The organism is Metabacillus arenae, assembly GCF_014773385.1.
Taxonomy (GTDB): domain Bacteria; phylum Bacillota; class Bacilli; order Bacillales; family Bacillaceae; genus Metabacillus_D; species Metabacillus_D arenae.
On sequence record NZ_JACXAI010000009.1, the window covers coordinates 68,938 to 93,563 of the forward strand.

A 24,626-nucleotide genomic window follows, 5' to 3' on the forward strand; every position below is an offset into this window, starting at 1 on the left:
TTTATGAGATAGATATTGTGGTTAGGAAATGCATAAATTTGGTGATTGAAATGAAGTGAGAAAGTGATGAATACTTGAATAAAACCGTTCATTGTAAAGAGGGCCCTTTCTATTTTCAAAAAGTCAAATCATTATCTTTGACTTTTCAGCAGGTCCTTCCATAAAATGATATTTGTAGTTGCCTGGTTGGGAAAAGGGGTTAGATCGAAAAAGCTGTCTCTAAATATTCTCTTCATTTCTTTAGCTATGAAAATATATGACTATTCTTTTAAAAAACCTATAAACATATTGTCGACCTAAAAAAAGCAATCGGTGATTCACCAATCCCACCTCAAATGATACTTTAACTCTCGAAGTGACAGAATTTTTAATCATTCGCAACATTGCAGTGAAAACAACTATTTTACAAAAGGAGGAAGAATTGTGGCATTATATATTCTCCCTTTAATCTTAATCAGCTTTTTTGCCTATTTAATTTATGAGCGGTTTATTCCAGTAAAAGGCGTGAAATGTGTGAATATATGTGAGATGACTGGACATCCAATAGTAGATGTTCGAGATTACAATCATCATGGTGCTTTAACTGTACAAGATTCTTATCATATCCCTTTTGGATACTTGCACAGATATTATCCTGAAATCCCCGAGAAGCAGGTTTTTATAGTGGCAGAAAGCTCTCTTGAAAAAAATTTAAGTATCCGCCTTTTAAAAAGAAAAGGCTTTAAAATAGCAGGAGTTTATGTAACAAATCAGAAAAAATGCAACCAAAAAAGAGATGTTCTCTGGGATACGTGTAAAATGTGAAAAGCCGTCTCAGGCCAGCTTTTGTTCTATAAGAGCAGCCTTCATTTGTAGTTATTGCAAACTAAGAAAAGCATTGATTTATTTATATCTAGGTTATATAAAGTCAACATATAAAAATTGAACTGCCCCCTGTCAAGTAGACAGTGGAAATAATAAAAGTGATTTAAGCGGCTTTAGCTCTATATTCCATAGGGCTATGGCCGTTTAATCTTTTTTGGTATCTTTCATAATTATAAAAATGGATGTACTCATCTATCCCAGTAGTAAGTTCCTCAAATGTCTTATATTTATGTAAATAATACTTCTCACATTTCAGTGTTCCAAAAAAAGACTCCATTGGTCCATTATCAATACACCGACTTAACTCGTGACATGCTTTGTATCATCTTTGCCGCATCTATCTTACGTTTGAATCCTTTAGAGGTGTATTGGAATCCACGGTCACTATGGATAAGAGGGTGTTCTCCATTCAATAGTACTGTGGCTTGATCAAGTGTCTTGAATACAAGTTGATTATTATTGGAGTGTCCTAGAACATAACTTATAATGGATCCGTCATAAAGATCACGAATCGCACTTAAATAAGCCTTTTTCGATTGGCCATACTTAAATTCTGTAACGTCCGTTACCCATTTTTCATTTGGTTTTTCGGCTGTAAATTCACGATTTAATATATTGTCTGCCACATGTTGAGGTGTAGAGCGTTTATATTGCTTCTTCTTGACACGAATGACAGAGCGTAATCCAGCCACTTTGATCAACCGATAGATTCTTTTATGATTAAGCTTCTCCTCGAACTTTCTATTCATGTGAAGGGTAATTTGACGATAACCAAATATGCCATCAACTTTTTCATGGAGAGTTTTCATCTCGTTGATGATTTCTTTATTCAGTATTTCTCTGGGTGAAGGAGTACGATTTATCCACTTATAGTATGCCGATCGTGCAATACCGGCAATTTCACATAGTAAACTAATGCTTAAGCCTTCATTCTGGTGAAGCTCTTGAATAGCGATATACTTATCCTCAAATCGGATTTGGCTTATTTTCGCCTCCTTTCGATCTCCTCTAACTTCTTTAAAAATAAATTCTCTGCACGTAACCGTTCATTTTCTCTTTCTAACTTTTTCAACTGTAGGTTGACTTTCTCTTCTGGAGTCAAGCTAGCTTCTTCTTTCTTATTACCACGTTTATCTTTTAGCGCTTCATCTCCACCATCTTCATACTTCTTAACCCATTGATAGACTTGTTGATAAGAAACATTATAAGTATTAGCTGCTTCTTGATAATCTTTTCCGTTCCCCAAGCAATCAATTACAATTTGTATTCGTTCTTCCCAAGTCGTTTTTCTTCCCTTAGTCATAGAGCTCGTCCTTCCTTGTGACGTATCCTTTAAATCTCTATGACTATTATACTTCTTTATCCAACCTCTGAGGACAGAAGCATCCGATATTTCATACAATCTAGCAACCTTACGCATAGAATACTTCCCAGACAGACAATCTCTAATGGCAGCTAGCTTCAATTCCTTAGGATACTTTTTCCAAGTAGAAGACTCTTTTAGACCTTCCAAACCATACTTATCATACTTGTGTTTCCAGTCCAAAATCGTTGAATGGTGCACGTTATATTTTGACTCAAGTTCATATGTTGAATATTGATCATCTAATGCCTTTAATATATCGTATTTCTCTTCTGCAGAGTAAGGTCTTTTGGACATAATAAATACTCCCCCATAAGCAGCCAGATTTTTATTTTTTAATCTGTCTACCTATAGGGGAGCATATCACCATCCGAAAATTCATAAATCCTTATCTTATGGGAAGTATAAAAGTTAAATAATGGATAAGGAGAGTGGATGGAGTTGTTTTCAACGATACTGGCAGTTCATCTTTTTTTGTCTGCTTCTTTAGGGTTAAGCGGATTAAATGCCCCATTAAAGCAGGATCACCAGATGACTGCTCAAACCTCAATTGGGACCGTAGAAAGAGAGTATGCGCCAGAGTTTATTTTGACTACATTGGATGGTAAAGAAGTGAGGCTCTCTGATTTTAAAGGGAAGAAGGTTATTCTTAATTTTTGGGCATCATGGTGTTCTCCATGTAAATCTGAAATGCCAGTTATGCAGCATTTTTATGAAAACCATCACAATAAAATGGAAATTGTTGCAGTGAACCTAACCTCAGCAGAAAGAAATAAGATGAAGATTAAGCAATTTGTTGGTGAAAATAAGCTAACCTTTCCTGTGTTACTGGATACAATGGGTTCAGTGGGCCATACTTATCAAATTTTAACGATCCCAACTACCTACATGTTAAACGAAGATGGTAAGATCATTCAGAAATATGTTGGTCCACTTAATGAGGAAATAATGAAGGAATTTATAGATAACGAATGATTTTTAAGAACCCACGTATAAAGATGCTGAGTTTTTTGCTTACGTTTTAAGCTGCAGAAAATAACTCTGCAATCAAATCTAACAAGAGAAGAATTTTCCAATAAGAACATCTACAATAAATAGGAATATGATAAAGGAAGTTTTAGTTAACCCGTTTATTAAATACATAAAAAGGGGATTTCATAATTAAAGTAAAATAGATTTTAATTATAATTATTATTATTTACTAATTATAATAATTTTTATTTGAAAATAATCATATTTTTGTTATAATAATGATAAATCACTAAATACAAGATATTATTGCTGCCGACAAGGCAGCTTTTGATGTTCTTAGACGGAAATGAATTTGATTACTATTCTCAGTTAGAGGTGATAAATGGTGGAAGCTAAAGTAAACACAACTATTCAGCATACAAGTAATAACGAAGAACCATCAATATTTAAAAAATGGAAGGAGCATGGTGAATTAATTGCCGCCTTGCTTTCCGGAATTCTCATTTTTATAGCTTGGTATACAGGAAGAGATGCAGAATCTTTCCTATCAATCTCTTTATTTGTTCTTGCATTTGTTATTGGTGGATTTGCAAAAGCGAAGGAAGGTATCGAGGAGACGATTGCAGAGAAAACATTAAATGTTGAGCTTCTTATGATTTTTGCGGCAATTGGTTCAGCGATCATCGGATATTGGATGGAAGGCGCTATCCTAATTTTTATTTTTGCACTCAGCGGGGCGCTGGAAACCTATACCTTAAACAAAAGTCAGCGGGATTTATCAGCTTTAATGGAAATACAGCCTGAAGAAGCAGTCTTGCTAGTTAATGGAAAAGAACAGCGAGTTCATGTTTCACGGTTGAAAATTGATGATTTAATAGTTGTAAAACCAGGGGAAAGACTCCCAGCTGATGGTGAGGTGGAGAATGGAGAGACAACGATTGATCAGGCCGCTATTACTGGTGAATCCATCCCGGTATCAAAGGCATTAGGTGATGAGGTGTTTGCCGGGACAGTGAATGTGAATGGGGCTATAACGGTTAAAGTAACAAAAACAAGTGATCAGTCTTTATTTCAAAAGATATTATCCCTAGTGCAAAGTGCACAATCCGAGAAATCCCCATCACAGCAATTTGTTGAGAAATTTGAAGGAACCTATGTGAAAGCTGTGCTTATTGCTGTTGGTGTAATGATGTTTTTGCCGCACTTTTTACTTGGGTGGAGCTGGTCTGAGACATTTTATCGGGCGATGGTCCTTATGGTAGTCGCATCCCCATGTGCTCTAGTTGCTTCAATTATGCCAGCGACCCTCTCTGCTATCTCAAATGGTGCACGCAGCGGTTTGCTTTTTAAAGGTGGTATCCACCTTGAACGATTAAGTAAAACCAAAGTGGTGGCTTTTGATAAAACAGGTACCTTAACAAAAGGGGAACCTGCCGTTACAGATGTTTTCATTCGGGAAGATTTGCAGGATGAAGATTTTTATCAAACGGTCTTATCAATTGAAAAACAATCAAATCATCCTTTGGCGAAGGCAATAGTCGATTATCTTCAAAAAAAATATCCTTCAATGTCGTCTGAATGGCTTACTGTTTATGAAGAGTCAGGCAATGGAATGAAGGCATGGAAAGCAGAAAGCGAATGGTTGATTGGAAAAGCTGATTTTGTAGGAAAAGAACTTGCACACAAGTTTCATAATGGCGCGTATAAACAGTTGTCAGAGCAAGGAAAAACGATTGTTTATGTGAAGGATCAACACGGCATTGCAGGTATGATCGGGCTAAAAGATGTTCTTCGTAGGGAAACCTCTGAAGCCATCAATAAGCTAAAATCAGCCGGTATTCATACAGTGATGTTAACAGGTGACAGTGAAACGACAGCAAAGGCTATTGCGAAAGAATCAAAAGTCGACACATATATAGCTGAATGCTTGCCTGAAGATAAAGTAAATCAATTAAAAAAGCTTGAAAAAGAATATGGCAAAGTAGCAATGATTGGAGACGGAATTAATGATGCCCCGGCACTTGCTACAGCAGATACCGGTGTGGCAATGGGGGAAGGAACAGATGTTGCTTTAGAGACAGCTGACATTGTTTTAATGAAAAATGACTTGTCCAAAATGATTGAAGCCATTGATCTTTCAAAAAAAATGAATCGGATCGTAAAACAAAATATCATCTTTTCTATGGGGATGATTGCAATCCTTATATGCTCAAATTTCCTGCAGGTTCTTGACCTGCCTCTTGGTGTAATCGGTCATGAAGGCAGCACGATCCTCGTTATTCTGAATGGTCTAAGACTTTTAAAAACTTAAAGTAAAACTCTGATCAATGGAGGATATATCAAAAAAACGTTAGGGTAGATTATCATCTTAACGTTTTTTTACTGCAGATTACTCTTGATCTGTTTTCTTGTCCGGTTTTTTAATAACGATAATATAGGCAGAAACAAAGCAAATAAAACCAATTATCCAACCAATAAGCGTACTAAAATAATAGAAGTTAATTAGTTTCATTCCTATGAATGGGGAAACTAATCCAATGATACATAATATTTGAACAATCCGGTTTTTAATAAATTGAACCAAGATGTAACAACTCCTCATGTACAGTCAAAAGACATCTCTCTATCCTTTTTATTGTATCGAAAAAAGAGCTTGAATGAAATAAGCCGACTTTCTAACATTCCAAGTTAACGATGTATGATTACGAAGGAAGAAAAAATTCTCTCATCTGTCCCTCCAGTCTCCTTTTTGTCGAAAAATTAAGTGGATCTGATTTAGTATGACTCATCAAACTATTGCTTCTCTCCTTGCATAAGGGTTCCGTCTTAAATTTAAAATTTTAAAAAAATAGGTATTTGAATCAGTAACTATGCCCAAGCAGCTTTCATATTTTGTTGAGGAGAGTATTAGAAGCATTGGTTGAGTCTTTTATTTCAAAGTTGATTTCTTTTTAATCCCCTTTTAGGTTGCCTGCACACCTTGTTATTTTAAATCCGGAGGTATGAAAAATGAATAATTTCCAAAATGAACTTCAAATGTTGAATGTTGGTGATTTCCAAGCAAACGAGGCTATTCCTTGGGATCCAAACCAATACCATGTGGATCAAAATCGACAAATTGGAGTCTTTTTCAGATGTTTTAGTTGTTTTAATTGTTTTAACTGTTTTAACTGCTTTAATTGCTTTAATTGCTTTCGTTGCTCTAATTGCTTTCGCTGCGGTGGTAATTGCGGCGGCCGTTGCGGTGGAAATTGCGGGGGACGATGCGGTGGAAATTGTGGCGGTCGCTGTGGCGGAGGACGCTGCGGAGATCGATAATTCTAGTTTCGAATGGAAAACGTGGTTAGCTATGGAGAAAAGCCCCTGCATGATTTGCAGGGGTTTTTCTCTAGTAATTTAGACATAAGAGACAAATTCCACTACATAAGATTATAGTGGAAATAGAAAATGATGCTATTAGGACCCTCACGTGGATAAGGAGGAGCAAAATGACGAATTTGAACCCTTCTATGCGTCTGAAAGTGAAAAGGGACACTTTTTTTCTCCCTGATCCAAACAGCGGTGTATATTTTCGGAATAATGTATGTTCGTTCCATATGAAAGGCAGTACGATAGATCAGTGGGTTGACAAGCTGATACCGATGTTCAATGGGGAATACACGTTGGGGCATTTGACAAACGGATTGCCGGGTCCATATCGAGATCGTGTGTATGAAATTGCAGAAGTGCTGCATCGAAACGGGTTTGTTCGAGATGTAAGTCAAGACCGTCCGTATCAATTGGCAGATCATGTTCTTAAAAAGTATGCTTCACAAATCGAATTTTTGGAAAGTTTTGGCGATTCTGGTGCGTTTCGTTTTCAAGCCTATCGTCAGGCAAAAGTGTTGGCGATCGGCTCTGGCCCTTTTTTTGTCTCGTTGGTTTCTTCGTTGCTTGAATCTGGATTGCCTAAATTCCATGTGCTGATTACGGACTCAGTACCGACAAATCGGCCGCGGTTAGAAGAATTGGTGGTACATGCCCGTAAAACAGACCCCGAGGTAGCAGTAGAGGAGGTCATCCTGAAAAAGGAGGGGGAAAGTTCTTGGCGGGAGATCGTGCAGTCGTTTGATTCGTTTTTGTATGTGTCACAGGAAGGCGATGTAGAGGAACTACGAGCTCTTCATAAGATTTGCAGGGAAGAGAAAAAGCTGTTACTTCCTGCCATATTTCTGCACCAGGTCGGTCTGGCAGGTCCTCTGGTTCATCCAGACTCTGAAGGATGTTGGGAGTCTGCTTGGCGCAGCATACACCAAAATGTGTTTGGTAATGAAGAGCAATTACCCAGCTTTACTTCCACAGCAGGAGCGATGTTGGCCAATGTGATCGTGTTCGAATTGTTTAAACACGTTACGAGAGTTACTGAATCAGAACCGAGGAATCAATTCTTCCTGCTTCATTTGGAAACGTTGGAAGGAAATTGGCATTCGTTCCTGCCTCATCCGCTAGTGACCGGACGTGCTGCAGCTAAATGGGTTCAAGATTTAGATTTGGAGCTTAAAAAGAGCTCAAGCAGAGAGGAATCAAGCGAATTGCTTCTTTACTTTAGTCAGTTGACATCAGCGGAATCAGGTGTTTTTCATATTTTAGAGGAAGAGGATTTAAAGCAGTTACCGTTAGCACAGTGCCGTGTTCAGCCTGTTGACCCGTTGCCTAAGGGCCCTGCTGAGCTGTTACCAAGTATTGTCTGTACAGAACTGACACATGAGAAGGCACGGAAAGAAGCGGGTCTATCTGGGATTGAAGCATATGTGTCCCGGATGCTCGATGTGTTCGTTACAACTCTTCCTCCACACCAGAAAGCAGAGGGAAGTATTGTAGGATCCGAGGAATTTGTTGGTGTCGGAGCGGGAGAAACTATTGCAGAAGGCGTTTGCCGTGGATTGCAAAAGTGTTTAACAGATGAACTGAGCAAACAACTGGTCGATCAGAAGAATGTTGTATCTCGAGTACAGTTAAGTGATGTAGAAGATGAAGGTTGTCGGTATTATTTACAGGCACTGACCACGATGCAGGGTGAACCGATCATCGGGTTAGGAAAGGAAGTGTCCGGCTTCCCTGTAGTATGGGTCAATACGGATGATCGCTGGTACGGCAGTGTAGGTCTGAATACAACAATGGCGTTGCAAAAAGCGTTACAACAGGCACTTATGAATGGAAAAAATCAAGCAACACAAACGTTGGCGGATTCGACCGTGTTTCTTGTGGAAAAGGAACCGCAACGCATTGAAATCCGAACGAGTGAAGAAATACCACAGTCCGAGGTCTTGCAGTCCGCATTGCAAGTCTTGGAAAGGAACCGCAAGCGGCTCTTGGTTTTCGAACTAGCAATAGAACCATATTTGAAAAAGGAACTGGTAGGTGCGTATGGTATGTTGCTGCGAGAGGAGGAATCCGGGTGAGTGCAGTTGTATTGGTTGTAGGAGAAGGAATGTTAACAGACCAAGTGTGTGAAGAATTGTCAGCCCAATACCAGGTAGTTCGACATATTGATTTCGAGGCAGGAATACCTGAAGCGACAGATTTAGTTCTAGTGTTGCACGATGCCTGGAATCCATCCGTTCATCAAAAAGCGGAAGAGGTGTTACGTCCAACCGGCATCCCTTGGCTGCGAGGCTTCGTTTCATTTGGAGAAGGCGTGGTCGGACCGCTAGTCCGCTCGAATACACAAGGGTGCTTCCGATGTGCGGACATGCGACATCTCATGGCAGGACGCGACCGTAAAGAGATGTGGGAAATTGGGCAGAGGCTAGCAGCGGAAGGTGGGATGTCGCGTGACGCGTGGGCATCGAGCACGGGGCTATTGCATATCGCCTGCCTGCTTGGGTCGGAGGTGCAAAGGATACTGAAAGGCGATGATGTGTACTCGGAAGGAAGAGTATTATTAGTCAATTTGAAAACATTAAAAAGTTCATGGCATACTTTTCTTCCCGATCCGTTATGTCCGGTTTGTAGTCAATTACCTGACGATTCACAGGCCGCTGCCCGAATTTCACTAAAACCATGTCCCAAGGTTGAAGGCAGTTACCGCTGCCGTTCGATGGACGATCTAAATAAAGTTCTAGTTAAAGACTATCTGGATGATCGAATGGGAATTTTTAATGGGAAAATGCATGACCTTTTGCCGCCTTTCGCTGATGTAGGTGTAAATTTGCCGTTATTCTCAGGTGACGAGGGAGTAGCAGGCCGGACTCATTCATACGCGATAAGCGAGTTAACTGCTATTTTGGAGGGCTTGGAGCGGTCCTGCGGTATGACACCCCGTGGAAAACGGACAGTGGTCTATGATAGTTACCGTAATCTGAAAGATCAAGCACTCCATCCAATTACAGTAGGAGTGCATGCGAAGGAACAGTATGAACAGCCAGGTTTTCCATTTGAACAGTTTGACCCTGATCGTCCGATAAAGTGGGTATGGGGCTATTCGTTTTTGCAAGAGTCTCCAATTTTAGTTCCTGAGTTGCTTGCCTATTACAGCTTGGAGTGCGGACAAGGATTTGTCTATGAAACTTCCAACGGATGCGCGTTAGGAGGAAGTTTGGAGGAAGCCATTTTCTACGGTATTTTGGAAGTGGTGGAACGTGATTCATTTCTAATGACTTGGTATGCAGAGTTACCCCTCCCGCGTCTTGACCCTTATTCGGCAAACGATCAAGAATTGAAGTTGATGATCGACCGTGTGCGGACAGTGGGGGGATATGATCTGCATTTTTATAACTCGACGATGGAGCATGGAATACCTAGCGTTTGGGCAATAGCAAAAAACAGGAAGCAAAAGGGATTGAATATTATCTGTGCAGCCGGAGCTCATCTGGATCCAGTGCGGGCTGTGAAAAGCACGATTCACGAGTTGGCTGCCATGATGTTGACGCTTGATGAGAAATTAGAGATGAACCATGGGGAGTTTGTGCGAATGCTGCAAGATCCTTACTTGGTGCAGAAGATGGATGATCATGGCATGCTGTACGGTTTGCCGCAAGCGCAAGAGCGCCTGCAGTTTTTGCTGGACAATAATCGTCCGTTGCGCTCGTTTGATGAGGAATTCAAGTGGAAGTCATCTCATGCAGATCTGACCGATGATTTGCATGACATTCTTCAAAAGTTTCGTGGATTGAACCTCGATGTGATTGTGGTGGATCAATCAACATCGGAAACGAAACGAAACGGACTGCATTGCGTGAAAGTGCTTATTCCGGGGATGTTGCCAATGACATTCGGACATCACCTAACGAGAGTAACAGGGCTGGAGAGGGTGCTTCGGGTACCGATGGAACTTGGATATGTGAAGCAACCGCTGACACTTGAACAGCTCAATCAACATCCACATCCGTTTCCATAAGCGGTAACTAGGAGGATTGGAGAATGGGTCTAGAGACATTTCTGCACAATCTGCATTTTGACATTGATAAGGCAACCCCAACGGACTGGGAAGTGGATTGGGATGATGCGCCGCTTCCTTATAAGATCTACCGTGGCTTGCCTGTTTTCCCATTATCTTCGGAAGTACCGCTGACGCTTGAAGAATGGAAAGCACCGGAACAGCCTAACCTTCGAAGAATCGGTCATTTTCTCTGGTATGTATTCGGCCTTTCTCAACTTTCACAGTCAGCATTTACCTCCTCAGAACAAGCTCCGGAATTAATGCAGTCGTACCGGCGGTTTGTTCCTTCCGGTGGGGCGTTGTATCCAAACGAATTGTACGTGTATCTAAAGATGGAAGATTTGCCTGTTGGGGTGTACCATTATGATGTGGCGCACCATCGCTTGGTATTCTTGAGAGAAGGTAATTTCGATTCATATATTGCCCGGGCTCTAGGTAATCGCTGTGACGTGTCCGCTTGCTTTGGAACGGTTTTTGTATCGACAATGTTTTGGAAAAATTTCTATAAATACAATAACTTTGCCTACCGTCTGCAAGGGTTAGATGCTGGTGTGATAATTGGACAGTTACTGGAAGTAGCAAAGCGGTTTGGTTTTGCTGCGGGGGTGTACTTCCAGTACCTAGATCGGGCGATCAACCATCTGCTTGGCCTAACCGAAGAAGAAGAGAGTGTGTATGCTGTTATCCCGTTAACAGTGGAACCCACAAGTTGGTTTACAAATGTGGGTGGCAGAGATGAACTTGTATCGGCTGCCGAACTGTGCATAGAGTTGCCGGCGATTCAAAATAAGCACTATGTCCGATCCCAAAGGGTCAAATCGTTTCCGATGTTAACGAAGATAAATGAAGCTGCCATACTGGAATCAACTAAATCGTTTCGGCGAATAAAGGCGAGGGAGAAGTTGAATTGTGAGAGGCAATCGGTAACTCTCCCTGCCATGAAGCGGTTATCATATGATCTGGCATTGGTTTGTCAAAAGCGATTTTCCCCGGACATGGATTTCATTTTTGGAAAGGTAAGCAGGTCGCAATTGGCCACCCTGCTACAGGAAGCAATGTCCGCGTACTTGTATCGAAATGATTTGGATGAAGTTCATGAGAAGCAAGTTTCCCGTGTTTCACTATATGGCTGTTTGAATAATGTTGAAGGCATTCCGGACGGTGCTTATCATTATGACAGCTCTGGTCATGCCTTACGACAGGTAGATCTCGGTGATCATCGACTCAGTTTTCAATATGGAATGTCTGCAGGAAATGTGAATTTATTCCAAGTACCGCTCTGTTTTCATGTTGCAGGGGATAAAGATCACTTCATTTCGGAACTGGGGTACAGAGGATATCGAATTCAACAAATGGAAGCGGGGATGCTCGTGCAACGATTACTGTTAGCGGCTTCAGCCCTCGAGATGGGAGGACACCCGCTACTCGGGTTTGATGCGAAGTTGAGTGATGAGATATACAAACTGGATCGACAAGGAAAAACCAGCTTAATCCAAATCCCGATCGGCCCTTACCGAGACCGCCCTTGGTTGAAGGGTAGTTTGCATAGTTAAGTAAGAAAATAAAGCTTAAATGTGACAGACGAAGAGATGTACTTACATTACGTTGGAAATACTTAGTTTGGGAAAATTATTCTTCATTTCTTTACCGAGTTTTAACGGATTCCTATTCTTTTGATAAATTTTATTATTTCAAGTAGGAGTCCAGCATATCTAGGTTCTTATCTTTTCACATCAGCGATTGCGACAGCAATTTTTCCCGTTGACACGTCTAAATCTGCAGTTTTTGGGTTATCTTTCATAGTTATGGCTCCTTTTGGAATGTAGCTTTGATTTTTTATTTTTTGTAGGAATTCAGTGTATCAAAATTTAACCTTGGGTGAATAGGAAGAAAAGAATGGGGACTCAATACAAGAGTCCCCAGCTGGTTTAAAACAGTAATAGTCCTAGAGATATGATAATTCCGCTTACTATAAGAACGAATACACAAAATCCCATGATGTCCTTGGCTTTTAAGCCGGCAATTGCGAGCGCAGGCAAGGCCCAAAAAGGCTGGATAAGATTTGTCCATGCATCCCCCCATGCTACAGCCATAGCTGTTTTAGCATAGGAAACATCCAAAGCGTTTGCCGCCTCTAACATAACAGGAGCTTGAACCGCCCATTGTCCTCCGCCAGATGGAACGAAGAAATTCACCAAGCCCGCACTCCAAAAAGCGAACAATGGAAAAGTAAATTCGTTTGATATAGAAACAAATGCCTCCGACATCACTGCTGCTAATCCAGAGGCGACCATCATCCCCATAATACCCGCATAAAAAGGAAACTGCAGAATGATTCCGCTTGCTCCTTTAACCGCATTTGTAATCGCTTGTAAAAAGAGCCTGGGTGTTCCGTGAAACAGAATGCCTAGGAATAAAAATAAAAAGTTAACAATATCTAAGTTTAATAGAAATCCGTTATTCACAAAATAATAGATAAGAAATCCAAGCCCCATTAATCCAATCAGCCATGAGATCACTTTGCTATTTTCTAGCCGTTCTGCAGGTGTCATATCCGTTTTTTCCAACGTTGCTGCCTGCAGGTCTGATGCGTCATTCAGCAATGCGGGATCAACGATAACTGTTTGCTCTTTTGCAGGCATCATCAATCTATTAATAATCGGAAGAGTAACAAAGAGTGCTCCGATAATTAATAAGTTATATGGGGCAAAGATGGTCTCGCTGGTAGGAATAATGCCGATAATTTTTTCAGAAAAGTGACCTTCAGTAGCAATTGTCAATGGAATAGACCCTGAAATACCTCCATGCCAAACAACAAAACCACTGTAAGCGCTTGCTATTAATAGCCTGTAATCTATCTGCGGGATTCTTTTAGCCAGCTCTCTTGCATAAAGAGCTCCAATTACAAGGCCAAACCCCCAGTTTATCCAGCTGGCGGCCATAGAGACAATACTTACATAGACAATTCCTTGTCCTGGTGTTTTTGCAACAGAGGCTAGTGAACCAAGCAGTTTTTTGAAAAAAGGACTGCTTGCTAATACATGGCCAGTTACTAAAACAAGAACCATCTGCATGGCAAACGACAACAACCCCCAAAACCCTTCTCCCCAATATTGGACCATTTCTACGGGGGTGCTTTTAGTAAAAATTAGACCTAAACCAAATACTGCAAAAGTGAGTAAAACGACAAATAGATAAGGATCAGGCAAATACTTCTGCATGAGTCGGTTTGATAAAGAAATTAGTACTTTCAATTGAATCATCCCCTTTATGAATCGCAGTCATTATGTATTATTCCGCAAAAACTATTGATTCCCTTTTTTACCTATAAAAAATAAATAGGTGAGAATACTTTTTGATTTGATCTTCTGCAATGACAATTCTCATTTCGTACCACCCTCCTTACCTGTCGCCCGATAATAAGGTATGGCGATCATTATCCAACTTCACGAATAAGTCCCTCCTCTATCATCTCTTTATTTCATAAATTTTTATTGACAACCCTTTCATTCTATTTTAGAATAGGCTCATACAGTTAACAAATGTTAATGGATGTATCAAAGGTGAAAATATATTAACTTTTGTTAATATATAAATAAAAAGTTAAAAATATTTTTTGAATGTTAATCCGTTAAACAAATGTTAAGTATGTAAAGTACTTTATTTTTCTTTTGTATGAAGGCCTTTCTAAGACTTTTTATGAATTATGAGAAGGAGGATGTAAACATATGTCAATCTATCAAAAACTTTTAGAAAGAGAAAGTGCGAACGAGCCAATTAAAGTGGGGGTTATCGGTGCTGGGCAAATGGGATTTGGAATGATTGGACAAATTTCTCGTATTCCTGGTATGTGTGTAACCGGAATTAGTGATATAAATGTTGAGGCAGCTAATAGAGCTGCAGATTACTATAACTCACAGGCAGCTAGAAAAGAATCAATTATAGTAACAAATGATTTTCGTGAAGTTATTCAATCTTCGAATGTAGAAGTTATCGTTGATGCGACAGGTGTTCCAGAAGTAGGAGCCAACATTTCACTTGAAGCATTAAGGTCTAAAAAACATCTTATTTTATTAAATGTTGAAGTAGATATTACAATCGGTTCAGTGATGCATCAAATGTTTACTAATGCTGGATTAGTTTACACAGGGTCAGCTGGGGATGAGCCGGCAGCAACACTTGAATTATTTGAATTTGCCAAAACGATGGGTATGGAAGTACTAGTTGCAGGTAAAGGAAAAAATAATAAATTAAATGTCACAGCAAACCCTGACACTGCACAAGAAGAGGCAAACAAGAAAAAAATGTCTTCTCATATGCTTGCTGCTTTCCAAGATGGTACTAAGACAATGGCTGAAATGAATTTATTGGCAAACGCTATTGGATTCGTACCGGATGTTGTTGGAATGCACGGAATTTCTGGAGATCTTGATTCCGTTGTTAATGATTTAGATGTTAAAGAAAATGGTGGATTGTTGAATAAATTTGGTGTAGTTGAATATGTAGATGGTCTTGCACCTGGAGTATTTGTCATTGTAAAAGGTCAAAATGAAGCTGTAGCGCACGAGCTAAATTATTTGTTGAAAAAAGGTGAAAGGGATCATCATATCTTATATCGTCCATATCATCTAGCAAGTCTAGAAACACCTATTACAATTGCAAAAGCTGTATTACAACAAGAAGGCTCCATTCAACCGCTAGGTGCACCTATTTCTGATACTGTTGCTGTTGCAAAACGTGATATTAAAGCCGGGGAAACATTAGATGGTATTGGAGGTTATTCCGTACGCGGAGTTCTTGAAACTCATCAAGATATGAAGCGAAATGATCATATTCCAATTGGTTTAATTAGTGGAAAGGTTGTCGCGAAAAAAGATATTCGCCAAGGTCAATTCCTAACAACTGATGATGTAGAATTAGATCCTACAACAACTGTCTGGAAATTAAGATCACTTCAGGATCATTTATTCCCTGCAAAAACGCTTAATACTAAATAAAGTAGTTGAAACTATATAAGTTAAAAGCGTGCTGCAAAACTTTGCTTAATAGAAGTTTTGCCGCACCTTTCTTTCTCAATTAAAGAGAACTTATACAAGGAGGGAATTACTTTCTATGGAATTTGTGATGATTCTCTGTTTTTTGCTAATTACACAATATGTACTCACATTTATCCAAGTTCGTTACTATAGAAAAAGTATGGATAGGGTTGTAAGCACTTACAGGGGCAAGGAAGGTTATTATTTATTTTCTGGTATGGAAAAAAGAAAATTTCGTCCTGGTGCAATCGCTATGCTTGTCGTCGACAAAAACTACTTGATCCAAGAATGTTATGTAGTTAATGGCATTTCTGTTTTATCTAAATTTAAAGAAATGAGCAAATATAAAGGACAACATGCAGGAGCTGTATTAGACGCTTTAGGGGAATTTAAGATAAATAAAAAAGGAAATTATAGACGATTACCAGCCATCAATAAAGCTCTTTCAAAGGCTGCCGAAAATGCTTTATTATCAATTTCTAAAAAAAATATCTCCATGCTTTAATGGAAAGGAGTGCTAATTTCGATGGAATGGATTCAATGGTTCGGAGAACACTTTATCGGAATGTTTGAAGCTGGCGGAAAACAGTTTATGGATTTGTTAACTGGAATTGTTCCCACTTTAGTTGTATTACTAACATTTACGTATGCAATGATTAAGTTTATTGGAGAAGAGAGAGTCAATAAAGTCATTCAATTTGCGGCAAAATATACATTGTTAAGATATACGTTGATGCCTATCTTATCAATTTTGCTATTAACAAATCCAATGGCTTATACATTTGGAAGGTTTTTACCTGAAAAACAAAAACCAGCGTTTTTTGATTCTCTAGTTTCTTTCTTACATCCTGTTACAGCTTTATTTCCTTACGCGAATGCTGGTGAACTTTTTGTCTATTTAGGAATTGCTAATGGTTTAAAAGAAGCTGGTTATTCCATGTCTGATCTCGCCGTTCGTTATTTCCTAATAGGGATTGTTATTATGCTTTTACGTGGTGTTATTACTGAACTTATCACAAAATATCTAGCTAAAAGAATGGAAGCGAATTCTTAATTGAAGGAGGAACTGTCATGACTCAGCAACGCGCAATTTTTGTTGATAAAGGTTCAGGCGGTTGGGGAAAAGGCCTAAGAATTGAACCGAAAGGAAAAAAAACAAAGGTGGTTTCCATTACGGGTGGAGGCATTCATCCGGTCGCCAGAAAGATAGCTGAAGTATCCGGAACAGAAGCCGTTGATGGATTTAAAAATTCGGTACCGGAAGACGAAATGATGTGTGTTGTTATTGATTGTGGAGGAACGGCAAGAATTGGACTTTATCCCATGAAACGTATTCCCACAGTTGATATTCTTCCCTCTTCACCGTCAGGCCCACTGGCTAAACATATTACAGAGGACATCTTTGTTTCGGGTGTTACAGAAAAACAAATCAAGTTAGCTGAGGGGGAAGCAGAAAGTCAACCAGAACCTGAAGAAACGTCTGAAACTAAACAATCTGATACAAACGATAAAGAAAACTTTAAAAAGAATTATGAACAGTTGAAAAAAGAAAATCAGGATAACGGTAATAATTTCTTGATGAGATTTTCAAAAAGCATTGGAAAAGTAACAGGAACTTTTTATCAAGCAGGACGAGACTCAATTGACATGCTTATAAAAAATATCATTCCTTTTATGGCCTTTGTAAGTATGCTTATTGGAATCATTAACTACACAGGAATTGGAGATGTTGTTGCAACCTTTTTATCACCTCTTGCCGGTTCTTTATGGGGGTTAATAATTTTAGCCCTTGTTTGTACCTTGCCATTCTTATCGCCGGTGTTGGGTCCTGGTTCTGTGATAGCACAAATTATCGGTGTTTTAATTGGTACTGAAATAGCCAAGGGGAATATACCACCTCAGTTCGCCTTGCCTGCTTTATTCGCTATTAACGCACAAGTAGGTGCTGACTTTATACCAGTTGGTTTATCACTTGGCGAAGCAAAACAAGAAACGGTACAATATGGTGTACCGGCAGTGTTATATAGTCGTCTCATTACTGGTGTTCTCGCTGTTGTAATTGCCTATGTTGCAAGCATTGGAATGTATTAATCACTTTAAAATGATCACAAAGCAAATGGAGGTATAAAGTATGTATAAGTCGATTGTAAAAGAAATTGGAGAATTAGCTTTATCATTCGAGGAAGAGAAAATTATGATTTTATTTGGACCTCAAGCACCAGAAGGATTAAGAGAAGTAGCCGTCATCCATGAGGTTGAAGAAGATCAGGCAGAAAGCGCAATCAAAGAAGGGAGTATTCTTCAAATTGATGAGCAAGAATTTACCATTACTGCTGTGGGATCATTAGCAAACAATAATTTAAAGGAACTTGGGCATATTTCAATCTACTTCTCTGATCCTACCGAAGAAGTGCTTCCTGGTGCTGTGTTTGCCAGTCCGCATGTACTTCCACAAATTAAAGATGGCAGTGTCATTGAATTTAAAGCGTGAATCTAAAGACCTCCTAGAGTTCAGATCACATACAAAGAAAAAAAGGAGATAGTAATTTGAACTTACTTGAAGATAGCAGATTGCTCGTTAAAGTGGCCCATATGTATTATGAGGAAGGACGTAATCAATCACAAATTGCAGATGAGATCGGCGTGAGTCGATCTCTAATCTCTAAATACCTTTCAAAAGCTAGAGACTTGGGACTCGTTGAAATTATTATTCATGATGAAATGATTCATCCATATAGGCGACTTGAAGGGAAAATTGAACGTTTATATGGTTTGCGTGAAGTAGTATGCACTCCCAATCTTGGCGGCGAATCTTCAAAAAGCAGATTGGGGGCTGCGGCTAGTAAATATTTGTTACGAGTAATGAGAGACGGACAAACAATTGGTGTATCTGCAGGAACAACTTTACATGAGATAGCAAAGTCTATGACCTCTTCCCAACCCTATCCTTCTATTACATTTGTTCCTCTAGTTGGAGGGATGGGAAATGAACGGGTGGATATACATGCTAATCAAATTGCAGCTAAGCTGGCTACAAGCCTGCACGCTCAGTATAAACTTCTTCATGCTCCTGTAGTAGTTGATTCCAAAGACGCGAAGGAAATATTTATGAGGCAAACTTCTATTCAACATATTTTTAATTTATCAGCCCAATCTAATATAGCGATAGTAGGGATTGGAGGAACTCCTGAGCATTCAACCATGGTAAAGTCTTATCTAGGTCAGGGCCATCAGGAGTATTTTGATCAGACAGATGTAGTTGGAGACATTTGTTATAATTTCATCGATAAGAATGGGCGGGCATCTTTTAATTCATGGAATGAAAAAGTTATTGCGTTGGATTTAGAGCAATTAAGGGAGATTCCGCTTGTCATTGGAGTGGCTTGCGGATTGGAAAAAGTACAAGCAATAAAAGGAGCCTTGGAAGGTAAGTTAATACATGTATTAGTGACAGATGAGCAAACGGGCCAGGCTTTGTTGGATTAAATTAAAAATTAGTTTAGGACGAGATATGCATAAAATCGTCCTATTATTTTTTGGAAAATAAGGAAGAGGAGAATAGGAAATGAATCAATCTATTGAACAATTAGCTGTGTCAACGATTCGAACACTCTCTATAGATGCAATTGAAAAAGCAAATTCGGGTCATCCAGGAATGCCAATGGGTGCTGCTCCAATGGTGTATACATTGTGGACAAAATTCATGGAACAAAATCCTGAAAACCCAAATTGGTTTAACCGTGATCGATTTGTACTTTCAGCCGGGCATGGCTCTATGCTCTTATATAGTTTATTACATTTATCAGGTTATGATGTCACAATGGATGATATTCAATCATTCCGTCAATGGGAAAGCAAAACTCCCGGACACCCAGAATATGGTCATACTCCCGGCGTTGATGCTACTACAGGTCCGTTGGGACAAGGAATCGCAAAGGCAGTCGGAATGGCAATGGCAGAAAGACATTTAGCTGCAAAATATAATCGTCCTTCTTATCACATAATTGACCATTATACATATGTGATTTGCGGGGATGGAGACTTAATGGAAGGTGTTTCGGCAGAGGCTTCTTCTCTCGCAGCTCATTTAGGCTTGGACCGTTTGATAGTAATATACGATTCAAATGATATTTCCCTTGATGGCGATTTGCATCGCTCCTTCTCTGAAAATGTAGAGGAACGCTACAAAGCGTATGGATGGCAAGTGATTCGAGTAGAAGATGGCAATAATGTTGAAGAGATTACAAAAGCGATTGAGGAAGCAAAAGCGGACGAAAACCGTCCAACTTTAATTGAAGTGAAAACAACCATTGGTTTTGGTTCTCCAAATAAATCCGGTAAATCAGATTCTCATGGTTCCCCGCTTGGTAAGGATGAAGCCACGTTGACAAAACAAGCATATGCATGGAATTCCGCTCAGGATTTTTACGTGCCAGAAGAAGTTTACGATCATTTCCATACCGTGGTAAAAGAAACGGGTAAGAAGAAAGAAACAGAATGGAATATCTTGTATAAACAGTACGAAGAGAGGTATCCGGAATTAGCAAACGAATTGAAGATGGCAATCGAAGGGCGTTTGCCTGAGGCTTGGGATAGCAATCTGCCAAAATACGAGGCGGGCAAAGCCATCGCCACCCGATCATCTTCGGGAGATGCCATTAATGCTATTTCGGAAATATTGCCGTTTTTATTTGGAGGGTCTGCAGATCTTGCAGGTTCTAACAAAACCTATATGAAAAAAGAAAAAGATTTTACAAGAAAAGATTACAGCGGTAAAAACATTTGGTATGGTGTTCGCGAATTTGCAATGGGAGCTGCCATGAATGGAATTGCCCTACACGGCGGTTTGAAAACTTATGGAGGGACGTTCTTTGTATTCTCGGATTATTTACGTCCGGCTATTCGCCTTGCAGCACTTATGAAACTGCCTGTAACATATGTATTCACGCATGACAGTATTGCGGTAGGTGAAGATGGGCCTACACACGAACCAATTGAACAGTTGGCAGCACTACGTGCAATGCCAGGTCTTTCTGTAATTCGTCCTGCTGATGGTAATGAATCAAGTGCAGCCTGGAAGATTGCATTAGAGTCTACAGATAAACCAACAGCATTAGTATTGTCCCGTCAAGATTTACCGACATTGGAAGGGGCAAAAGATGATACGGATGAGAAAGTATCCAAAGGTGCCTATGTCATTTCCCCAAACAAGAAAGAAACGGCAGATGCACTTCTTCTGGCAACAGGCTCTGAAGTGAATCTTGCAGTGAAAGCACAAGAAGCATTGGAGCAAGACGGGATTGATGTATCTGTTATTAGTATGCCTGCTTTGGATCGCTTTGAAGTTCAATCTGCCGAGTATAAAGAGTCTGTATTGCCAAAAAACGTCACAAAACGTCTTGCTATTGAAATGGGAGCTTCTTTGGGTTGGTACCGCTATGTAGGAACAGAAGGAGAGGTATTGGGCATTGATAAGTTCGGTGCTTCTGCTCCTGGTAAAGAAATCATCGAGAATTATGGCTTTACTGTAGATAATATCGTAGCAAAAGTAAAAGAGCTATTGTAGTAGAGTTCATGTAAAAAAATAGAGTAGAAGAAACATAGATGATTGGAAAAAGTTACACGGTAATGCTCGTCCTTTGTTGAAAGATGGAAGATGGGATGTAACCCGTTGTTAACGTTGAAAAAGTATAAAAGTGAGGGATTAGTAAAACTATGTCTACAGTAATCAAAGGGATTGCTGCTTCGCCGGGATTTTCTATTGCTAGAGCTTTTCGCTTGGAAAACCCGAGGCTTACAGTAGAAAGGACCCTAGTAACAGATACGGATGTAGAAGTATTGCGATTTGAAGAGGCGCTTACACAATCCAAATTAGAGCTGGAGGACATCAAAGAGCACGCCCGCAAGGAACTTGGGGATGATCATGCAGAAGCCATTCTCTCCATGTCTACAACGGAAGAAGTTATATCAGTGGTGAAAAGTCATCTGTAAATGAAGCTTAATTTCTTTGTTTGCTCCAGTTGAGCAGTTAAAAAGAGTGATTTTCAATAGAAAATTCGGAAAATTTATAGCTGATTTTATTACTAAGTAGGACGTATCATTCTTCTTTTGGACAGGTTGTCCCAATCTTATATTAAAGAGAATCATATATTATAAGTCCAACTTAACCATTGGACTTATGGTATAGGATATTATATTTACTGGTATCCAGTAATGCAATCGAAAGTTTGTGATTAAGGATATCTCGAAAAATTGGTTTGGATAGACCTTTTAATAATTAGAGTTTACATTCTAGGAGGATGAAATGGATAATAAATTACATTTTGATTTTTCTAAAGCACTACCATTTATCGGTCAGCATGAAATCGAAAACTTAACTAATGCCGTCAAAGCAGTTCACGTATCATTGCATAATAAAACAGGCGCTGGAAAGGATTTTCTTGGGTGGATTGACCTTCCAAAAAAGTATGACAGAGAGGAGTTTTTACACATTCAAACTGCTGCTGAGAAAATTAAAGCAGACTCTGATGTATTGCTTGTTGTCGGAATCGGTGGATCCTATCTTGGTGCCCGTGCAGCAATTGAAATGCTCAACCACTCGTTTTACAATCTGCTATCCAAGGAAGAGCGGAAAGCACCTCAGGTGTTTTTTGTTGGAAACAACATCAGCTCAACTTATGTGAAAGATTTGTTTGCTCTTTTAGACGGTAAAGATGTGTCTGTTAATGTTATTTCTAAATCTGGTACAACAACTGAACCAGCTATCGCATTTCGTATTTTCCGTAAGTTCCTTGAGGGGAAATATGGTATTGAAAAAGCTCGCAAACGCATTTACGCAACAACAGACACAGAACGCGGAGCATTAAAGACTCTCGCTAACGAAGAAGGGTATGAAACATTTGTTATTCCTGATGATGTGGGAGGCCGCTATTCTGTACTAACTGCTGTAGGACTTCTTCCAATAGCTGTAAGTGGTGTAGACATTGAAGCGGTGATGAAAGGGGCAGCTGATGCAAGTGAAGATTTTAGCTCTCCAGATCTTGCCGAAAATCAGGCTTATCAATATGCTGCTGTTCGGAATATTCTTAATTCGAAGGGAAAGACCATTGAACTGATGGTAAACTATGAACCTTCTCTGCATTATTTCTCAGAATGGTGGAAACAGCTGTTCGGTGAAAGTGAAGGGAAAGACAACAAAGGATTATTCCCGGCGTCTGTAGATTTCTCGACAGATCTACACTCGATGGGCCAATATGTACAGGAGGGACGTCGTGATTTATTCGAAACCGTCCTGAATGTTGAAAATGTTCGCGAAGAAATTCTTATGGAAGAAGAAAAACAAGATTTGGACGGACTAAATTACATTGCAGGGAAAAGCATGGACTATGTGAACAAAAAGGCCTTTCAAGGAACGATGCTTGCCCACACAGATGGAAATGTTCCCAATTTAGTTGTGAATATTCCAGAACTGAGTGCGTACCAATTCGGATATCTTGTGTACTTCTTTGAAAAGGCATGTGCGGTTTCAGGTTATTTACTCGGGGTTAACCCGTTTGACCAGCCGGGAGTGGAAGCGTATAAAAAGAACATGTTCGCTCTTCTAGGCAAACCAGGTTTCGAAAAAGAAAGACAAGAGCTCGAAGCACGTTTATAAATAAGGCGGGTGTCACATGTTTATTTGAGATGATCTTTGAGACATTCGGAGCTTCAAGAACTGGAGTCGAGGTAAAGGGGGTGTTTGGATTTAGGACAGAAAACGTTGTTCAAACAACAAAAAGGTTATAAAATTCTTAAGATGGAATGATAATTGTCTTTATGGAAATTTAAATCCATAGATTTCTCGAATAACATTAAAGTAATTTGAGGAAAACTTGTGGCAGCTCTTCACAACGAGTTTTGATGGACATGCTGTGAAAAAAGAAGTGCGAAAAAAATAAATAAAACACATTAAATTTAAAAAAATGGAGGCAATTTGTCATGAAATTTTTTATTGATACGGCAAACCTTGAGGATATCAAAAAAGCATATAGAATTGGCGTTTTAGCTGGTGTTACAACAAATCCTTCCTTAGTTGCTAAAGAAGGTATTAAATTCGAAGATCGTATTGCAGAAATCTGTCAATCAGTCCCTGAGGTTGAATCTGTTTCTGCAGAAGTAACTCCTGACGCTGTGACAGCTGAAGAGATGATCGCACAAGCAGAAGAACTCATCAAAATTAATGGTGGTGATAAGAAAGTAACCATTAAACTTCCTATGACGTTAGCTGGTTTAGAGGCTTGTCGCTATCTTGCTAAAAAAGGTGTTAGAACCAACGTTACACTTATTTTTACAGTAAATCAAGCACTCTTGGCTGCTCGTGCAGGTGCCACATATGTTTCCCCATTCTTAGGCCGTTTGGATGATATCTCTGAAGATGGTGTGCAATTAGTAGCGAAAATTGCAGAATTATTTCGTGTTCAAAACCTAGATTCACAAATTATTGCAGCTTCTGTCAGGCACCCAGATCATGTAACTCGCGTTGCTATGGCTGGTGCTCACATTGCAACTATCCCATATAGTGTCATTGAGCAGCTTGCTAAGCATCCGCTAACAGATCAAGGTCTGGAAAAATTCGCTGCTGATTGGGAAAAAGCACCTAAAAACTAAAATTATCTAAAATGAAAAGCTTTAATAACTCTGCAAGGAGCGTTATTCCTTCCAACTCGAAAATGGTAAAGTTGTCCTTTTTTAGATATGCATGCCTACAATTCCTGTGAAAATTTTCTTGGTAGTCTGAAAGGATTTGAATCCTAACATCGACATACTTGTTTTTTGATAAAGAGGAAGTTGAAAGATTAATAAATCCAAAAAAATGTTATTGTTTAATTTTATAATCGAATCAATTTCATAATTCCTTATTCTAAAGAAATAAAGACTTGCAGAATTTGATTTTTAATTACAATTTTTACCTTTATGCTGCCTGCTGTTGATT

Annotated in this window: 19 protein-coding genes and 1 pseudogene; 17 read left to right on the forward strand and 3 right to left on the reverse strand. The window is 39.4% G+C overall.

Features of this window, described 5'->3' with window-relative positions:
• The first annotated feature begins 423 nt into the window (after positions 1-423).
• Positions 424-804 carry a hypothetical protein gene (locus IC621_RS09210; RefSeq protein ID WP_191158000.1) on the forward strand — a complete coding sequence of 127 codons (381 nt, stop codon included), beginning with the start codon at positions 424-426 and terminating at the stop codon, positions 802-804.
• Between the two features lie 163 nt (positions 805-967).
• Here the strand turns inward: IC621_RS09210 and IC621_RS09215 are convergent.
• Positions 968-2,524 (reverse strand): annotated as a pseudogene (locus IC621_RS09215) (IS3 family transposase).
• Positions 2,525-2,662: 138 nt separating this feature from the next.
• Between IC621_RS09215 and IC621_RS09220 the strand changes: the two are divergent.
• Complete coding sequence (locus IC621_RS09220) at positions 2,663-3,202, forward strand: TlpA family protein disulfide reductase (protein ID WP_191158002.1); 540 nt, start codon at positions 2,663-2,665, stop codon at positions 3,200-3,202.
• Between the two features lie 379 nt (positions 3,203-3,581).
• Positions 3,582-5,510, forward strand: coding sequence for a heavy metal translocating P-type ATPase (locus IC621_RS09225; RefSeq protein WP_191158004.1), 1,929 nt, complete (start codon positions 3,582-3,584; stop codon positions 5,508-5,510).
• A 78-nt stretch (positions 5,511-5,588) separates the two neighbouring features.
• On the opposite strand, the gene IC621_RS09230 is transcribed toward IC621_RS09225, so the two are convergent.
• Positions 5,589-5,783 carry a hypothetical protein gene (locus IC621_RS09230; protein ID WP_191158006.1) on the reverse strand — a complete coding sequence of 65 codons (195 nt, stop codon included), beginning with the start codon at positions 5,781-5,783 and terminating at the stop codon, positions 5,589-5,591.
• 425 nt (positions 5,784-6,208) lie between these two features.
• On the opposite strand from IC621_RS09230, the gene IC621_RS09235 reads away from it, so the two are divergent.
• The 4 genes from IC621_RS09235 to IC621_RS09250 all read left to right on the forward strand — a co-directional run bounded on the left by IC621_RS09235 (position 6,209) and on the right by IC621_RS09250 (position 12,172).
• Positions 6,209-6,517: a heterocycloanthracin/sonorensin family bacteriocin gene (locus IC621_RS09235; protein ID WP_191158007.1), complete on the forward strand. Its 309-nt coding sequence runs from the start codon at positions 6,209-6,211 to the stop codon at positions 6,515-6,517.
• 170 nt (positions 6,518-6,687) lie between these two features.
• A complete protein-coding gene (locus IC621_RS09240; RefSeq protein WP_191158008.1) occupies positions 6,688-8,640 on the forward strand; it encodes a putative thiazole-containing bacteriocin maturation protein in 1,953 nt (650 codons plus the stop codon).
• Positions 8,637-10,577 carry a TOMM precursor leader peptide-binding protein gene (locus IC621_RS09245; RefSeq protein ID WP_191158009.1) on the forward strand — a complete coding sequence of 647 codons (1,941 nt, stop codon included), beginning with the start codon at positions 8,637-8,639 and terminating at the stop codon, positions 10,575-10,577. Before IC621_RS09240 ends, IC621_RS09245 begins: the two co-directional genes overlap by 4 nt.
• A gap of 23 nt (positions 10,578-10,600) precedes the next feature.
• Positions 10,601-12,172, forward strand: a complete 1,572-nt coding sequence (locus IC621_RS09250; protein WP_191158010.1) for a SagB family peptide dehydrogenase — start codon at positions 10,601-10,603, stop codon at positions 12,170-12,172.
• A gap of 375 nt (positions 12,173-12,547) precedes the next feature.
• On the opposite strand, the gene IC621_RS09255 is transcribed toward IC621_RS09250, so the two are convergent.
• Positions 12,548-13,873 carry a short-chain fatty acid transporter gene (locus tag IC621_RS09255; RefSeq protein WP_396652999.1) on the reverse strand — a complete coding sequence of 442 codons (1,326 nt, stop codon included), beginning with the start codon at positions 13,871-13,873 and terminating at the stop codon, positions 12,548-12,550.
• Positions 13,874-14,347: 474 nt separating this feature from the next.
• On the opposite strand from IC621_RS09255, the gene IC621_RS09260 reads away from it, so the two are divergent.
• The 10 genes from IC621_RS09260 (at position 14,348) to fsa (ending at position 24,301) form a co-directional block, all read left to right on the forward strand.
• The gene (locus IC621_RS09260) at positions 14,348-15,616 is read left to right on the forward strand and encodes an NAD(P)H-dependent oxidoreductase (RefSeq protein ID WP_191158012.1); all 1,269 of its coding nucleotides are present in this window, start codon (positions 14,348-14,350) and stop codon (positions 15,614-15,616) included.
• Between the two features lie 115 nt (positions 15,617-15,731).
• Entirely contained in the window at positions 15,732-16,160 is a 429-nt protein-coding gene (locus IC621_RS09265; RefSeq protein WP_191158013.1) for a transcriptional regulator GutM, read from the forward strand.
• A 21-nt stretch (positions 16,161-16,181) separates the two neighbouring features.
• A complete protein-coding gene (gene srlA, locus IC621_RS09270; RefSeq protein WP_191158014.1) occupies positions 16,182-16,709 on the forward strand; it encodes a PTS glucitol/sorbitol transporter subunit IIC in 528 nt (175 codons plus the stop codon).
• Between the two features lie 17 nt (positions 16,710-16,726).
• Entirely contained in the window at positions 16,727-17,746 is a 1,020-nt protein-coding gene (gene srlE / locus IC621_RS09275) for a PTS glucitol/sorbitol transporter subunit IIB (RefSeq protein ID WP_191158015.1), read from the forward strand.
• 40 nt (positions 17,747-17,786) lie between these two features.
• Positions 17,787-18,146 (forward strand): PTS glucitol/sorbitol transporter subunit IIA, encoded by a 360-nt coding sequence (locus tag IC621_RS09280; protein ID WP_191158016.1) that lies wholly within the window; start codon positions 17,787-17,789, stop codon positions 18,144-18,146.
• 56 nt (positions 18,147-18,202) lie between these two features.
• Positions 18,203-19,141, forward strand: coding sequence for a sugar-binding transcriptional regulator (locus IC621_RS09285; protein WP_191158017.1), 939 nt, complete (start codon positions 18,203-18,205; stop codon positions 19,139-19,141).
• A 79-nt stretch (positions 19,142-19,220) separates the two neighbouring features.
• Positions 19,221-21,221, forward strand: coding sequence for a transketolase (gene tkt / locus IC621_RS09290; protein WP_191158018.1), 2,001 nt, complete (start codon positions 19,221-19,223; stop codon positions 21,219-21,221).
• A gap of 149 nt (positions 21,222-21,370) precedes the next feature.
• A complete protein-coding gene (locus IC621_RS09295) occupies positions 21,371-21,646 on the forward strand; it encodes a phosphoenolpyruvate-utilizing N-terminal domain-containing protein (protein ID WP_191158019.1) in 276 nt (91 codons plus the stop codon).
• 313 nt (positions 21,647-21,959) lie between these two features.
• Positions 21,960-23,309: a glucose-6-phosphate isomerase gene (locus IC621_RS09300; RefSeq protein WP_191158020.1), complete on the forward strand. Its 1,350-nt coding sequence runs from the start codon at positions 21,960-21,962 to the stop codon at positions 23,307-23,309.
• A gap of 323 nt (positions 23,310-23,632) precedes the next feature.
• A complete protein-coding gene (fsa, locus tag IC621_RS09305) occupies positions 23,633-24,301 on the forward strand; it encodes a fructose-6-phosphate aldolase (protein ID WP_191158021.1) in 669 nt (222 codons plus the stop codon).
• The last annotated feature ends 325 nt before the right edge of the window (positions 24,302-24,626 follow it).